The sequence below is a fragment of the Aurantiacibacter odishensis genome, assembly GCF_003605195.1.
Taxonomy (GTDB): Bacteria; Pseudomonadota; Alphaproteobacteria; order Sphingomonadales; family Sphingomonadaceae; genus Alteraurantiacibacter; species Alteraurantiacibacter odishensis.
Window position 1 is genome coordinate 386,093 of sequence record NZ_QYOS01000023.1, and the last position, 14,989, is coordinate 401,081.

14 protein-coding genes are annotated in these 14,989 nt (G+C 64.6%); 5 read left to right on the forward strand and 9 right to left on the reverse strand.

What is annotated here, in order from left to right:
• Nucleotides 1-83 precede the first annotated feature (83 nt).
• Nucleotides 84-1,874: a DNA helicase RecQ gene (recQ, locus tag D4Q51_RS08945; RefSeq protein ID WP_205689466.1), complete on the reverse strand. Its 1,791-nt coding sequence runs from the start codon at nucleotides 1,872-1,874 to the stop codon at nucleotides 84-86.
• Between the two features lie 121 nt (nucleotides 1,875-1,995).
• On the opposite strand from recQ, the gene D4Q51_RS08950 reads away from it, so the two are divergent.
• From D4Q51_RS08950 to phhA, 3 genes are read left to right on the forward strand one after another with little or no spacing between them, the layout of a single operon-like run.
• Nucleotides 1,996-2,298: a hypothetical protein gene (locus D4Q51_RS08950; RefSeq protein WP_120077396.1), complete on the forward strand. Its 303-nt coding sequence runs from the start codon at nucleotides 1,996-1,998 to the stop codon at nucleotides 2,296-2,298.
• Nucleotides 2,295-2,522 carry a hypothetical protein gene (locus D4Q51_RS15860; RefSeq protein ID WP_240624644.1) on the forward strand — a complete coding sequence of 76 codons (228 nt, stop codon included), beginning with the start codon at nucleotides 2,295-2,297 and terminating at the stop codon, nucleotides 2,520-2,522. Before D4Q51_RS08950 ends, D4Q51_RS15860 begins: the two co-directional genes overlap by 4 nt.
• A gap of 37 nt (nucleotides 2,523-2,559) precedes the next feature.
• The gene (phhA, locus tag D4Q51_RS08960) at nucleotides 2,560-3,519 is read left to right on the forward strand and encodes a phenylalanine 4-monooxygenase (RefSeq protein ID WP_120077397.1); all 960 of its coding nucleotides are present in this window, start codon (nucleotides 2,560-2,562) and stop codon (nucleotides 3,517-3,519) included.
• 82 nt (nucleotides 3,520-3,601) lie between these two features.
• On the opposite strand, the gene D4Q51_RS08965 is transcribed toward phhA, so the two are convergent.
• The 5 genes from D4Q51_RS08965 to D4Q51_RS08985 all read right to left on the reverse strand — a co-directional run bounded on the left by D4Q51_RS08965 (nucleotide 3,602) and on the right by D4Q51_RS08985 (nucleotide 9,416).
• Entirely contained in the window at nucleotides 3,602-3,853 is a 252-nt protein-coding gene (locus D4Q51_RS08965) for a hypothetical protein (RefSeq protein ID WP_120077398.1), read from the reverse strand.
• A 60-nt stretch (nucleotides 3,854-3,913) separates the two neighbouring features.
• Nucleotides 3,914-4,204: a hypothetical protein gene (locus D4Q51_RS08970; RefSeq protein WP_120077399.1), complete on the reverse strand. Its 291-nt coding sequence runs from the start codon at nucleotides 4,202-4,204 to the stop codon at nucleotides 3,914-3,916.
• 143 nt (nucleotides 4,205-4,347) lie between these two features.
• Nucleotides 4,348-5,193 (reverse strand): undecaprenyl-diphosphate phosphatase, encoded by an 846-nt coding sequence (locus tag D4Q51_RS08975; protein ID WP_120077400.1) that lies wholly within the window; start codon nucleotides 5,191-5,193, stop codon nucleotides 4,348-4,350.
• Between the two features lie 128 nt (nucleotides 5,194-5,321).
• A complete protein-coding gene (locus tag D4Q51_RS08980) occupies nucleotides 5,322-7,451 on the reverse strand; it encodes a M13 family metallopeptidase (RefSeq protein WP_120077495.1) in 2,130 nt (709 codons plus the stop codon).
• A 156-nt stretch (nucleotides 7,452-7,607) separates the two neighbouring features.
• Nucleotides 7,608-9,416 carry an ABC transporter transmembrane domain-containing protein gene (locus D4Q51_RS08985; protein ID WP_120077401.1) on the reverse strand — a complete coding sequence of 603 codons (1,809 nt, stop codon included), beginning with the start codon at nucleotides 9,414-9,416 and terminating at the stop codon, nucleotides 7,608-7,610.
• 210 nt (nucleotides 9,417-9,626) lie between these two features.
• On the opposite strand from D4Q51_RS08985, the gene D4Q51_RS08990 reads away from it, so the two are divergent.
• The gene (locus tag D4Q51_RS08990) at nucleotides 9,627-10,856 is read left to right on the forward strand and encodes a polyhydroxyalkanoate depolymerase (protein ID WP_205689467.1); all 1,230 of its coding nucleotides are present in this window, start codon (nucleotides 9,627-9,629) and stop codon (nucleotides 10,854-10,856) included.
• A 135-nt stretch (nucleotides 10,857-10,991) separates the two neighbouring features.
• On the opposite strand, the gene D4Q51_RS08995 is transcribed toward D4Q51_RS08990, so the two are convergent.
• From D4Q51_RS08995 to D4Q51_RS15705, 3 genes are read right to left on the reverse strand one after another with little or no spacing between them, the layout of a single operon-like run.
• Nucleotides 10,992-12,098, reverse strand: coding sequence for an acyltransferase family protein (locus D4Q51_RS08995; protein ID WP_240624645.1), 1,107 nt, complete (start codon nucleotides 12,096-12,098; stop codon nucleotides 10,992-10,994).
• Nucleotides 12,095-13,462: a putative O-glycosylation ligase, exosortase A system-associated gene (locus D4Q51_RS09000; protein WP_120077403.1), complete on the reverse strand. Its 1,368-nt coding sequence runs from the start codon at nucleotides 13,460-13,462 to the stop codon at nucleotides 12,095-12,097. Before D4Q51_RS09000 ends, D4Q51_RS08995 begins: the two co-directional genes overlap by 4 nt.
• Nucleotides 13,455-13,610, reverse strand: a complete 156-nt coding sequence (locus tag D4Q51_RS15705) for a hypothetical protein (RefSeq protein WP_162925249.1) — start codon at nucleotides 13,608-13,610, stop codon at nucleotides 13,455-13,457. The genes D4Q51_RS09000 and D4Q51_RS15705 overlap by 8 nt, the downstream gene beginning before the upstream one ends.
• 88 nt (nucleotides 13,611-13,698) lie before the next feature.
• On the opposite strand from D4Q51_RS15705, the gene D4Q51_RS09005 reads away from it, so the two are divergent.
• Nucleotides 13,699-14,928: a TIGR04063 family PEP-CTERM/XrtA system glycosyltransferase gene (locus D4Q51_RS09005; protein ID WP_120077404.1), complete on the forward strand. Its 1,230-nt coding sequence runs from the start codon at nucleotides 13,699-13,701 to the stop codon at nucleotides 14,926-14,928.
• The last annotated feature ends 61 nt before the right edge of the window (nucleotides 14,929-14,989 follow it).

The window sequence follows — 14,989 nt, forward strand, 5'->3', positions numbered from 1 at the left end:
CGAAAACCCTCCTGTTTGATATAATTATGATATTACTTTTATATCAAATTGCCGGTTTGGGGAAGCAGAATCGGGAATGTGCCTCAGCTCTCTGCAATCGCCTTGAGGAATGCCTCGCCGTAAGCTTCCAGCTTCTTCGCGCCGACACCGGGGATTTGCGACATCTCGGCGAGGTTCACCGGCCTGTCCGCCGCCATCGCGCGCAAGACCGCATCGTGGAACACCACATAGGGCGGAACGCCCGCTTCCGCCGCCAGATCGCGCCGCAGGTTGCGCAAGGCATCGAACAGCGGATCGCCCACGGGATTGGGGGTGGAGCCACCACGCCCCCGCCCGTTCCGTCCACGCTGACGCTCCGGTGGCTTGGCCATCACCACTTCGGCCTCGCCTGTCAGGATATCGCGCGCGTCCCCTGCCAGCGCGAGGCCGCCGTGCTCGGTCTGCACCAGGCTGCCGCGCACCTGAAGCGCGCGGGATACGGGCTGGAGGAGCGCCGCATCCTCGCCCTCCACGATCCCGAACACCGACAGGCTCTCATGCCCCTTTTGCACCACGCGTTCGTCGGCAACGCCGGTCAGAACCTTTTGCAAGTGGCCGAAGCCGAAGGTCTGCCCGGTGCGATAGACGGCGGACAGGAGCTTGCGCGCAAGCTGTGTCACTTCGATCACCTTGGGCGGATCGAGGCAGTTGTCGCAATTGCCGCAGGTCTGCGGCGGATCCTCGCCGAAATGACGCAGCAACACGGCGCGGCGGCAACCGGCGGTCTCGACAAGACCTGCCAGTGCATCGAGCCGCTGCCGCTCGCCGTGCTGGCGTGCCTCGTCCACCTCGGCCACGCGCATCCGCGCCTGCGCGAAGTCGCCCGCGCCCCACAGCATCAGGGCCACAGACGGATCGCCGTCGCGGCCCGCGCGGCCCGTTTCCTGGTAATAGGCCTCGATCGACTTGGGCGTTGCCGCGTGTGCGACGAAGCGCACGTCCGGCTTGTCGATCCCCATGCCGAAGGCGATAGTCGCCACCATCACCATGTCCTCGCTGGCGACGAACTTCGCCTGGTTCTCGGCGCGAACCTCTGGCGACAGGCCTGCGTGATAGGGCAGCACCGAGCGGCCCGTGTCCTTCGCCAGTTGTTCAGCCAGCTGCTCCACCTTGCGGCGGGTGGGTGCGTAGACGATGCCCGGACCCGGATTATCCGCGCACAGCCGAGCCAGTTGCCGGGGCAGCGAATCGCGCGGGCGAATGGCGTAGCGGATATTGGGCCGGTCGAACCCGGCGACGACCAGGCCTTCCTCCGGAATTCCAAGCTGAGCAAGGATATCGGCCCGCGTATGTGCGTCCGCCGTGGCCGTCAGCGCAAGGCGCGGCACATCGGGGAAGGCATCCATCAACGGCCGAAGCTGGCGATAGTCCGGGCGGAAATCGTGGCCCCATTCGGAAACACAGTGCGCCTCGTCCACCGCGAACAGGGCAACCCGCGCAGAGGTCAGCAGGTCGCGAAAGCCAGGCTGGCTGGCACGTTCCGGAGCGACGTATAGCAGGTCCAGTTCGCCAGCCCGGAATGCATCCAGCGTCTCGCGCCAGTCGGCATCGGCGCTGGTGAGCGTGGCAGCGCGTATGCCGTTGGCCCGCGCGCTGCGCAACTGGTCGTGCATCAGGGCGATGAGCGGCGAGATCACCACGCACGTTCCCTCCAGCATGGTCGCGGGAAGCTGGTAAGTGAGCGACTTGCCCGCCCCCGTCGGCATTACCGCCAGCGTGCTCTGCCGCGCCAGCACGCGCTCCACCACGTCAGCCTGCCGACCGCGGAAGTCAGCAAAGCCAAAGAGGCGGCGCAATTCCTCGCGCGCCCGGGCAAGATCCAGCGTGTCGATCACGATGCTCCATGTGACAGGTCGCCGCCCCCGCGCCTACCGTCGCAACAGGCATTTCCACGTGGACGTTGCGCGGCTATACCGCCGCCTCAGTTCAACCACGAGGAAGGGGACATAGCCCACCATGAAAAAGCTTGCATTCGTTACCATCACCGCCGCTCTCGCGCTCGCCGCCTGCGGTGATTCCACCGACGCTTCCGAAGAAGCCGTTGCCGACACCGTGGAAGTGCCCGCGGACGATGCGATGGCCGGTGCGCCCGATCCGGTCGAGGATGCCGATGCCATGACGGAAGAAGACGTCGAAGCCGCGATGGACGAAGCCGAAGCCACCGCCGAAGCCGCCGGTGACGAGGCCCAGGAAGCCGTCGACGATGCCCTCGCCGCTGCCGAGGCTGCACAGGCCGAAATGGACGCCGCGACCGAGTGATCCGCGCGCGCAACCAGCGCAGGTGGGGCCGGGCCTTCGCGGGCCTGGCCCTTCTTGCATGTGCCGCCTGCAGCGACGGCGAGACAGGTCGCGGCCCCGCACCCGCGACAGAGGGCGAGGAAGCCGCCCTGCGAGATGCCGCCGCCATGCTGGAGGAACGCGAACCTGCTGGAAACGTAGATGAAACAACGCCGGACGAAACGACCGTGCCCCAGGCCCCATGATTCGCTCCGGCCCGACAGATGTGGTATCAAGTGAAACATGACCGATATTGCCGAAAAGCCGCCTGAAGCCGAAGAACGCCCGCACGATTTCAGCGCCCTGCCTGTGGTCTCGAACGATGTCTTCACCGCGCCGCTCAAACGCCCCGCCCACGTGGGCGAGGACTGGCTGGAGCCGCAGCAAACGCAGTACGACAGTGAGGACGACAAGGTCTGGGACGACCTGTTCGCGCGCCAGATGGGCGTGCTGCCCGGCCGCGCGTGTTCGGCCATGCTGGAAGGGCTTGAAAAGCTCGACCTCGGCAAGGGCGGCGTGCCCGATTTCGGAGAGCTATCTGAGGAACTGGGCAAGCTGACCGGCTGGAGCGTGGTGCCCGTGCCCATGCTGATTCCCGATCACGTGTTCTTCTGGCACCTCGCCAATCGCCGCTTCCCGGCTGGCAACTTCATCCGCACGCGCGAGACTTTCGACTACATCCAGGAGCCGGACGTCTTCCACGATGTGTTCGGCCACGTGCCGCTGCTGACCGACCCGACGTTTGCCGACTACATGCAGGAATACGGCCGCGCGGGGTGGAAGGCCATGCGCTACAACAAGCTGAAGGCGCTGGGTTCGCTTTACTGGTACACGGTGGAATTCGGCCTGATGCTGGAAGCGGGCGAACCGCGCATCTACGGTGCGGGCATCCTGTCCGGCCCGACCGAGGCGATCTTCGCATTGGAGGGTGAAAGCCCCAACCGCATCATGCTGAATGTCGACCGGGTCATGCGCACCGACTACGTGATCGATGACCTGCAACCGACCTATTTCGTGATCGAGAGCTTCGAGGATCTTTACCGCCAGACGGTGGAACGCGATTTCGATCGGCTTTATCGCAACCTCGGTGCCGGGTTCACCTATGCCAATTCGGCGGTGATCGACGTCGACAACGTGCTGCACCGGGGCACACAGGAATATTTCCTGCGCGGCGGGCGCGGAAGCAGCGCCAGGCCGGTCTGATCCTGCCAGTCACAATCGCATAGAAAAAGGGCCGACCCTCCAGCGAGGATCGGCCCTTTTCATGTTCTGGGAAAGGCGTCTCTTAGTTGACGGCTTCTTCCATGCCTTCGGTGTAGGTGTCGGTGTCGCCTTCGGCGGCGTCTTCGATGTCGTCAGCTTCGGCTTCCATCGCGTCCGCTTCTTCGTCGGTGATCATGCCGGCGTCTTCCATGTCGTCGGCCTGCTCTTCCATGGCTTCGGCTTCTTCTTCTGCAGCTTCTTCGCTCGGGCTATCACAGGCAGCGAGACCGAGGCCCAGCGCAGCAGCAGAGGCGAAAGCAAGAATCTTCTTCATTTGGTACTTCCCTTCCAGAAACGGCCATCCCACACACGGAAAAGGCCTTGAGAAACGATACTAACGTCTTTCCAGACCCGGCTCGAAAAACCCGCGCATGTGCAGCAAATGACAAGCTGCGAGCGCGGCTATAGCCCCGGCCATGGTGATCAACAACGCATCTACCGTATAGGTTCCTGAAATAAGATTCCCCTCGCTCAGGGCAGGGGTAAGGAGGATGCCGGACACAAGCGAGCCGGCCACACCGACTCCGATGAAACGGGCGAGCGCGCGGGTGGATTCGGCGCGCAGCACGAATGCCGCCTGCCAACCCAGGACCACGCCCACCAGTATCATGTAGAGATAGCCCATCTGCCTCTTCCTTGCGTTTCGTCACCTGTAGAACGGGCCATAGCGCAGGCGGGTTCCTCAAAGGCAGCCGCAGGTCGGCGCCAGATGCAGCAAGTCCGCAGGGAAGTCACTGATAAAGCTTCGTTTAATTCGTTAACGCCGGATTAGAACATCCACAGCAGCAATACGCCCATGGCGATACGATAGATCACGAAGACCAGCATGGATGCCTTCTTCAAGAAGTTCATCAGGAAGGCCATGGTGGCGAAAGCGGCGACGAATGTCAGCGCGCCGGTGATCAGCGCTTCGATCACCATCTCGCTGCCCGCTTCCATCAGGTCCGGAACGATCAGCACACCTGCGCCCGCCACCGCGGGGATGGACAGGAGGAAGGAAAAGCGCGCCGCTTCCACCCGGCCAAAGCCGAGAACACGTGCCGCCGTCATGGTAACGCCGGAACGGCTGGTGCCGGGGATCAGCGCCAGTGCCTGCGCTAGGCCCACCAGCAGTCCATCGCGCCAGGTCATGTCTTCGTAGGAACGGTCCTCGCGCCCGAAATAGTCGGCAAGGCCGAGCAGGATCCCATAGAAAATGAGGTTGAACGCGATGAGATCGGTGAAGCGCAACGACGCGAGCAGGTCGCCGTCCTCGATCTTGAGGCCGAACAGCGCCACTGCCACGCCATTCAGCGCGCCCGTCTTTATGGCAAGACCCGCGATCACGGCAGGGATAGTGCCCAGCACGATCCACCAGAACAGTCGCTTCTCCTTAGGCGCATTGCCGATTCCGACCGTGGCGAAGCCGCCCCGCGCCAGACCCCAGGCGTCCTTGAAGAAGTAGACGATGATCGCCAGCAGCGAACCGATGTGCACGGCGATGTCGAGCATCGGCCCCTGATCGGGAAAGTCGAGAAACACCGGCACGAGGATCAGGTGCCCGGAGGACGAGATCGGCAGGAATTCGGTGATCCCCTGCACGATGGCGAGGATCAACATCTGAAGGAAAGTCATGCGCGAATAATGGTCCTGGACTGGAAACTGAGCGTGGTTTGAAAGCGCAACGGGCCTCCAACCAAAACGGGGGCGAAGTCAAGCCTCGCCCCCGCACATTTGGGTATCAACGGTTGGTTTTTTGCGCCTTACCAGATCGAAATGCGATCTTCCGGTGCCAGGTAGAGCTCATCGTCCGGGCCCACGTTGAAGGCATCGTACCACGCGTCGAGATGGCGCACCGCGTTGTTGAGGCGGAATTCACCCGGCGGGTGGTTGGCCGTCATCACGCGGTTGCGCAGCGATTCCTCGCGTTCCATGCCGCGCCAAACCTGGGCAAAGCCGAGGAAGAAGCGCTGGTCGCCGGTCAGGCCGTCGATCACCGGTGCTTCCTGGCCGTTCAGCGACAGGCGATAGGCGCGGTGCGCCATCTGCAGGCCGACGACGTCGCCAAGGGTTTCACCCATGGACTGGCCGGCGCGCAGGCAGACCGGGCCTTCGGGGCTGTCGACCGGGCAATAGGCCTCAATGAATTCGCCCATGCGCTGGGTGAACTGCTCGAAGCCCTCGCGGTCCGAATCCTGCCACCAGTTGCGCAGGGTGCCGGAGGCATCGAACTGCGAGCCCTGATCGTCGTAGCCGTGACCGATCTCATGACCGATCACCGCGCCGATGGCGCCGTAGTTCACGGCCGGGTCGGCTTCCGCGTTGAAGAACGGCGGCTGCAGGATCGCCGCGGGGAAGACGATGCGGTTGGTGAGCGGCGAATAGTAGGCATTCACCGTCTGCGGCAGCATGCCCCACTCGCTGGGATCGACCTTGGTGCCGAGGCGCGAGAGGTTGTCCTGCTGGTTCCAGCGGATCGCGCTCATGCGGTTGGCCAGCGGATCGTCCGGGGTGATTTCGAGACCGTCGTAGGTTTCGAACTCGTCCGGATAGCCGATCATCGGCACGAAGCCTTCCAGCTTGGTGCGCGCTTCGGTCAGCGTGTCGGCGGTCATCCACTCGTTCTCGTCGAGCGCGGCGGACATCGCACGCTGCAGGTTCGCCACCAGCTCGTCCATGCGGGCCTTGCTTTCGGGCGGGAAGTACCGCTCGACATAGAGCGCGCCCAGCTGCTCGCCCAGCGTGCCTTCGACAGCGCCGATGGCGCGCTTCCAGCGCTCCTGCTGCGCTTCCTGGCCGCTGATGGTGCGCCCGTAGAACTCGAAGCGCGCATCATCCAGCTCGCTGGAAAGCACGGCGGCGTTGTTCGACAGGAACTGCGCGGCCATGAAGGCCTTCATCGTCGCAAGCGGCGTTTCGGTGACCAGCTTCATCATGCCGGGCAGGCCTTCGCCGATCATCGCCTGCTGCTCTGCCGTCAGGCCCAGCGCTTCCACCTCTTCGGCGGTCGGCGGGATCTGCGGCGCGAGGAAGCGGGTCTGGTCGGAGAACTGGCCCGCTTCCAGCAACGTTGCGATGGGGAAATCGCCGGCCATTTCGGTCAGTTCGGCAGGGGTCAGCTCGTTGTAGGTCAGCTGCGGCAGGCGGAACATCTGCCGCGCCCATTCCAGCCGGGCGACCTTGGTCTCGAACGCGTAGACCGCTTCGGCAGCGCCGCGGGCATCCTGGTATCCGGCCTTGCCGAGCACGAAGGTGAGATAATCCTTGTAGGCTTCGCGGATTTCCAGGTTGCTCTCGGAATCGACGAGGTAATAGTCGCGGTCCGGCAGGCCCATGCCATCGAAGCCGAGGCTGACGACGTAGTCGGTGGGGTTGCGCGCATCGATACCGACGCCCGCAGTGACGAGGGCGGGATAGCCCGCTTCCATGAACAGGCGGGTCAGCGCTTCGAGATCGGGCGCGTTGTAGATTTCCTGCAGGTAGGGCTGCGCCGGGGCAAGGCCGCTGGCGTCGATCGCGTCCATGTCGACGTAGGCGTTGTAGGCATCGACGATGCGGCGCGCGGTGGTGCCGGGCGCGGGGTTGGATGCAACAAGGTCGCGCACCAGGACTTCCACGTCGTGGATCGATTCCTCGCGCAGCATGTCGAACGCGCCGTAACGCTGGCGGTCCGCCGGGATCTCGTTGGCATTGATCCACTTGGCGTTGGTGTAGGCGTTGAAATCGTCACCCGGATCGACGCTGTCGTCGAGCTGGTTCAGATCGACACCCCAGGTACCGAAATCCATGGTGGGCGCGGTGGAGGCGGCGGGAGTATCATCCTGCGCGAAGGCAGGGGCGGCCACGGCAAGTCCGATGACGGATGCCGAAGTGACAAGCAACTTGCGGATCATTGGGTAAGCAGTCCTCTTCTGGGCGGAATTCTTGGATTCAAGACCGGCTTCCTCCAAAATGGACATCCGGTTTCTGTCGTTACGAATTCGATGTAGGGGTGATTCCACTCGACGCAAGACATGAACGCCTTGCGGAACAGGGCACTAGCCTAAAGTCTAGGCCAGAGGTTGGGCAAGCGACCGACTGTGAGCTGGATCGTCGAATTGCAGCGCCGCGAGGCGGGCATAGAGGCCGCCTTGCGCGGTCAGGCTGGCATGATCGCCCTGCTCGACGATGCGCCCGTCTTCCATCACGATAATCCGGTCCGCCGCGCGCACTGTGGCGAGCCGATGGGCGATCACCAGCGTGGTTCGGTTTGCCATCAGGTGATCGAGCGCGTCCTGCACCAGCCGCTCGCTTTCGGCATCGAGGGCGCTCGTCGCCTCGTCCAGCAGCAGGATTGGCGCATCCCGCAGCAGGGCGCGGGCAATGGCAAGGCGCTGGCGCTGGCCGCCCGAAAGGCGCGCGCCGCCTTCGCCAAGGAAGGTGTCGAGCCCCTCGGGCAGATCGCGCAGGAACTGTTCGGCATTGGCGGCGCGGGCGGCTTCCCAGATGGCTTCCTCGTCCGCTTCCCACGCGCCGTAGCGCAGGTTGTCACGGGCATTGGCGGCGAACAGTACGCCCTCCTGCGGCACCAGCGCCATGCGGCGGCGTACCTCGGCTGGGTCGGCCTGGGTCAGCGGCACGCCGTCCATCCGCACGGTGCCGACCTGCGGATCGTAGAACCGCTCGGCAAGCTGGAAGATCGTGCTCTTGCCCGCGCCGGAGGGGCCGACGATGGCCACGGTCTCGCCCGGCTCGACCGTCAGCGAGAAATCGACGATCGCCTGTTCGCCGGGCCGCGTGGGATAGCTGAAGCTGACGTTCTGAAAAGCGAGGCTGCCGCGCGGCGGCTGCGGCAGGGCCTGCGGGCGCGCGGGCGCCTCAATCACGGGCTGTTCTTCCATCAGTTCGCTCAGGCGGCTGGCCGCGCCTGCCCCGCGCAGCAGGTCTCCCAGAACTTCGGTCAGCGCGCCGAAGGAGGAGGCGGCAATCGCGCTGGCGAACACGAAGGCGCCGATAGTGCCCCCGGTGATCTCTCCGGTGGTAACAAGCACCGCCCCGCGCCACAGCAGGCCGGTAATCCCGCCGAACACCAGCGTGATGACCATCGCCGTCATGACGGAGCGGATCAGGATGCGCGTTTTCGCAACGGCGAAGGTGCGCTCCACCGAAACGCCGAAGCGCTCACCCTCGCGCTTTTCCTGGTTGAACCCCTGTACGATCTTCATCGCAGACAGCGTTTCCGTCACCATGCCGCCCACGTCCGCCACCCGGTCCTGGCTCTCGCGGCTGACATTGCGCAGGCGCCTGCCGAACACGGTGATCGGGATAATGACGGTGGGGAGACCCACCAGCAGCCACACGGCCAGTTGCGGGGCCAGCCAGAACAGGTAGCCGGTGGCGAGGATGGCCATGATGATGTTTCGCAGCGCGACCGAAACGGTGGTGCCCACCACCTGCTCGATGATCGCGGTGTCCGACACCATGCGGCTGCTGATTTCCTTGGGGCTGTTTTCCTCGAAGAACGAGGGCGAGAGACGCAGCAGGTTGTCGTAGACCTTGCGCCGGATATCGGCGACCACCCGTTCGCCCAGCCAGCTGACGAAGTAGAACCGCAGCGCCGTTGCCAGCCCCAGAACACTGACGAGGATCAGCAGGTAGCGGAACCAGCGGCCGATCTCGCCATCGCCGGTAAAACCCCGGTCGATGATCAGGCGCAGCGCACTGGGCAGCGCAAGCGAGGTGATCGTGGCCGTCACCAGCAGGGCGAGCGCCGCGAACAGCACCTGCATCGGGTACTTCTTCGCCTCGCGGAAGATCATCGCGAGCGGGCCGAGGCTTTTCGCCTTTTCCGGCGGGTTCGGAACGTCGGGGATTGCCATGTCGGCTGGGGCACTAGCCCAAAGTCCTGCGGCTTTGAAGCACCCTTTGTGCCCTGTCCGGTCACCGCGCCGCCCTTGGGTTGCAAAAAACCACTTTTCTTCCATGCCGCATTGCACAATGGCGGCAAAGGGACCATGTTCAAAAGGTATCCGCGCGGGACATGCGGCAAACGCAGCCTGCCACCCATTCGTCTGCAGGGGACGCTAGACTTGCTTTATTCCGCTTACGAAATGCAGCGCGCGCTGCTCGGCACGGCCAGCAACTGGGCCAGTGTGGGCGCGCGGCTGCTGGACAACCCGGCCTTGCCGATGGGCTACATGGGCATGGGCCCGGCGATGGCCTCCGCGCTGAAAGTCTTCGCGCACCTGTATGAGGAGCGTGGCAAGCCCGATTTCGACATCCAGCCGGTGGAGAAGGATGGCGAGACCCATTACGTCAGCGAGAGCGTGGTGATGGAAAAGCCGTTCGGCAACCTGCGGCGCTTCACCCGAGACGGCCTGCCGGAAGATGCGCCCAAGCTGCTGATCGTCGCCCCGATGAGCGGGCACTACGCCACCCTTCTGCGCGGCACGGTGCAGCGAATGGTGGAAAACCAGCAGGTGTGGATCACCGACTGGGCCGACGCGCGGCTGGTGCCGGTGTCCGAAGGTCAGTTCGATCTCGACGACTACATCGATTACCTTATCGAATTCCTGCAGTTCCTCGGCCCGGACACCCACGTCCTCGCCGTGTGCCAGCCCTCGGTGCCCGCCTTTGCCGCCACGGCGATCATGGCGGAGGCCGAGGACGAATGCCGCCCGGCCTCGCTCACCATGATGGGCGGCCCGATCGACACCCGCGCCAGCCCCACCAGCGTGAACGACCTTGCGATGGACAAGCCGCTGAGCTGGTTCGAGAACAACGTTATCGCCACGGTGCCGCTCAATTACGCGGGCGCCGGTCGCCGCGTCTATCCCGGCTTCCTGCAGCTGGCGGGCTTCCTGTCGATGAACCTCTCCGATCACATGATGAGCCACTACGAAATGTTCAAACACATGACCGTGGGCGACCAGGACAGCGCCGACCGGACGAAGGGCTTCTATGACGAATACCTCTCGGTCTGCGACATGACGGCGGAATTCTACCTGCAGACGATCGAGCACGTTTTCCAGGAACACTCGCTGCCCAAGGGCGAATTCGTCCACCGCGGCAAGGCGATCAACCCCGATGCGATCCGCGATACCGCTCTGTTGGCGATCGAGGGCGAGCACGACGACATTTCCGGCATCGGCCAGACCCGCGCCGCGCTGGACCTTGCCCAGCACCTGCCCGCCGCTAAGAAGAAATACCACATGGCGCCCGACGTGGGGCACTACGGCATCTTCAACGGCAGCAAGTGGCGGGGCCGCATCGCCCCGGTGGTGGAAGAATGGATGCGGAAGAATCCGTCGGTCTCATGAACCTGCCTCCGCAGGTTCGTCCTCGCTAGACGCGCTCCGCTTCGCTACGCGCCCGCTGCGGGCGGGCGTTCGCCCTTGCGACCTGCTGAGCACAGGCCGCGCCTAACCATAGCGAGTTTCCGGCATAAGAAATTTTCAGGCCGAGGCGGTTTTCCTCGTGCCTGGCTGGCGTGCGCTCAGCCACTTTTGCGCGGGTTTCTCCAGCCAGCGGTATAGCCCGCCCGAGAGCGCCGGCAGGACAATCAGGTAAGCGGCAAACGCCGCCTGGCCGATCTGACGGCTCTCGTCCACCGCCACCAGCTTCAGCGCGATCAGCAGCGGGAAATGGACGAGGTAGGTCGCGTAACTTGTGTCCCCCAGCCATACCAGCGGGCGCGCCGAGAACAGGCGCGACACGGGGCCTTCGTCCAGCGCCAGCGCCAACAGCAGCGCAGCGAACGCCAGCGGCACCAGCAGCGTCTCCATCCCATCGAGCAACCATAGCGCGGCGAGGCACAGCGCGCACACCGCGGCGCACACCAGTCCCGTCGCGCCACGCCCCCGCCATGCCGCCCACAGGTTCGCGAGCATCATGCCGATGCCGAACTCGATGATGCAACGCACCAGCCCCAGCCTGGTGATCTGCTCGCCCAGCGTCTGTGCGCCTGCCAGCGTGAACACGCCGTGCAGCGCAAGCGCGGCCACGATCACACCCGCCACCAGCGCCCAGGGCCGCATCGCTTCCCAGCGCAAGGCCGCCACGGCCAGCGGGAATATCAGGTAGGCGCCCACCTCCGTACTGATCGACCAGGCCGGGTGGTTCCACGTCAGGTCCGGCGTCAGCCCCCAGTTCTGCACCAGCAACACGTGCAGAGGCAGCTCTGCCAGCGGGTAGTTCGCCATATCGCGCCCGGTCGCCAGCAGCACCAGCGCGAAGGCGACCATTGCGCCCAGCACGGCGGCGTGGAGCGGCCAGATACGGGCAAATCGCCGCCACCAGAAGGCAGGCGCGCCCGCGGCGCCCTCGCGCCGCAGCCGCCCACCATAATTGAGCCACATGACGATGCCCGAGAGCATGAAGAACAGATCGACAGCCAGGTAGCCCTTGGCGGCGACCGCGATTCCCGCCTCGGGCATCCAGTCCGTCAGAGACAGGCGTGCGTGGTAGAAAACCACCCACCATGCCGCGATCCCGCGCAGCCCCGTCAGCGCGGCGAGGTGCGGTATGCCCGACCTCTGCGGCGGGATCGGCGGAGCGATCACGCGGGCGCTCCGTCCGGGGTTTCCTCCCGCAGCCACGGGCGCACCGGCTTGGCATCGCCTTCCCACTCGCGCTTCATCAGGCTGTAGAAGGCAATCTGCAGCCCCAGCAGCATGAACATGAAGGGCTGGTAGCCGATGCCGACGAAAGCCGCGCCGACAAGGTAGACCACTTGTCCGTTCTGCAGCGCCGTCGCCAGTGAATACCAGCGCCTGCCGTCATCGTCCGCGGCATCGCGGTATCGGCGGCGGATGCGCTGCATATGCCACAGGCCAAGGGCGTGGAGCGCCAGCCAGATGGCGAATCCGGGATAGCCCTGTTCGCCCAGCACCTCGAAGTATGCGGAATGGAACGCGCGCCCCTCGTCCGTCACTTCGGCGTAAACCACGGTCTCGGTATTCCCCAGCTCCACGGTCTGGCGGGTCCTGTAGCTGAAGCTGTTGCCCAGGAAGGAATCGAAACCGCCGCCCAGCGGGTTCTCCTTCACGTAATCCAGCGTCCAACCCCACACCGCTACGCGGGTAGAGGCGCTCTCGTCCGCCCTGTATTCGGTGATGGTGGACATGCGCTCTGTATAGCTGGCGGGCAGGAACGGCAGCGCGACGAGCATGGCGAGGCCCGCCAGCCCGGCGTAGACGAAGCGGTACTTCACCGTGCGCAGCACCAGTACGCCCAGCACGGCGATGCAGATGAGGCCCGTACGCGTCTGCGTGCCGATAGGCACCAGCAGCGCGGCAAACACCAGCGCGGCGGCGAACAGCATGGCGGGCTTTCGCTCGGGAATGATCGTGCCGTGGCGCGCCACCCAGATTATCAACGGAATCATGGCGATAGCGACGGTCGAGAGAGTGGAGCCCTCGTAGAGTCCGGCATTGTCCTGCACCAGCGAGACGAGCGTGCCGTAGCCGCCGCCCGAGAGCACCGTCTTGATGCCCGCCGATATGATGATGCTGGCGGCCGAGAGCACCATGATCAGCGCAGCGGCCTCCAGCCTCAGCTTGGTGCGCAAGGTGAGCGGCAGGAATGCGGCGAAGACGAGGCTCTTCCAGACCCAGTCCCACTTCACCAGCGCCGATGCGGGGAAGTCCGCCATCAGCGTCGTCACCCCGCACCAGGCCAGCAGCGCAAGGATCAGTCCCTGTCGAAGGGTGAACCGGCTGCCCTGCTTGTTGTCGAGCAGGATATACCCGGCAAACGCCGCTACAAAACACAGGAGCGACAGCGAGATGCTGGTGATGATGCCGTAGCCCACCTTCTGCGGGGCAACGATATCGACGTAAATATACAAAAGCACCCACAGGAACGGGCGCCGCACCCCCATCGCCACGATCGCGGCGATGAAGGCAAGGAGGACGAGATCACGCATCGGCGCTGTCGTCCTGCTGCCTCAGCCACGGCCTCGACTCCTTGCCCGACAAACCGCTCTCGCTGTCGAGATCATCCCGAAACAGCAGGCGCCAGCACGCGAACAGGATCAGCCCGTGCGTAAGCGCGATGGAAAAATAGTCGATCACCGGTCGAAGGGTCCCTGCGGTTCAGCCTCCGCGTTTAGGGCCAAGCTATTGACGCGCCGTTAAGTGTGTTCTGGCAGGGAGAGCGGCGATGACACGGATCCTGCACGTTCTCGACCATTCGCTGCCGATGCACAGCGGCTATACCTTCCGCACGCGCGCCATCCTGCGCGCGCAGCAAGGCTTGGGGCTGGAGGTGCGCGGAATCACCGGGCAGCGGCATGTCCACGCCGGTCCGCCGGTGGAGCAGGTCGATGGTCTCACGTTCCACCGCACGTCCGGCAAGCCTGCCGGCCCCGTCGGCATCAGGGAATGGCGCGAGATCGATGCGTTGGCCAGGTCCATCGTGGCGTTGGCCGACGAATGGCGGCCCGACATTCTGCACGCCCACTCGCCTGCGCTGAACGGCCTTGCCGCGATCAGGGCCGGGCGCAAGCTGGGCATCCCGGTGGTCTACGAAATCCGCGCTTTCTGGGAAGATGCCGCCGTCGGCAACCTGACAGGGCGCGAAGGTTCGCTGAAATACCGCCTTACGCGCGAACTGGAAAACTCCGCCGTGCGCGGGGCAGACGCCGTGATGACCATTTGCAAGGGACTGAAGGCGGACCTCGTCGCGCGCGGATTCCCGGCCGAGAAGATCGGCATAATGCCCAACGGCGTGGATCTGACGACCTTCGGCGAACCTGCCGAGCGCGACAATGCGCTCGCGGCTCGGCTCGGTATCGGGGAAGGCCCCGTCATCGGCTTCATCGGCAGCTTCTACAATTACGAGGGGCTGGACGATCTCATCGCCGCCATGCCCATGCTGATCGAACGGCATCCGGGCGCGCACCTGCTGCTGGTGGGTGGGGGACCGATGGACGAAGCCCTGCGCGCGCAGGCAGCGGCCTCACCGGTTGCCGATCGCATCCACTTCACAGGCCGCGTGCCGCACGCCGAGGTGGAACGGTATTACGCCCTTACCGACATCATGGCCTACCCGCGCAAGAAGAGCCGCCTCACCGATCTCGTCACGCCATTGAAGCCGCTGGAAGCGAACGCGCAGATGCAACTGGTCGCCGCCAGCGACGTGGGCGGCCACCGCGAACTGATCCGCGACGGTGAGACAGGCGTGCTGTTCGCACCCGACGATCCCGCCGCCTGCGCCGCTGCGCTGGCCGACCTGGTGGACAGGCGCGGCGAGTGGCCCGACATCCGCCAGGCCGCTCGTGAACATGTCCGTAATCGGCATGACTGGGCTACCAATGCACAGCGTTATCGGGTCGTTTACCTTGGCCTGTTAGGCGCGATCCACGACGGCCGTATCCCCCACGTTGCCTGATCTGTGCGGCAGCGGGTTGTAAACCGGCGAAGAAACAGGATTGGCACGTGGCGAGCAGCCC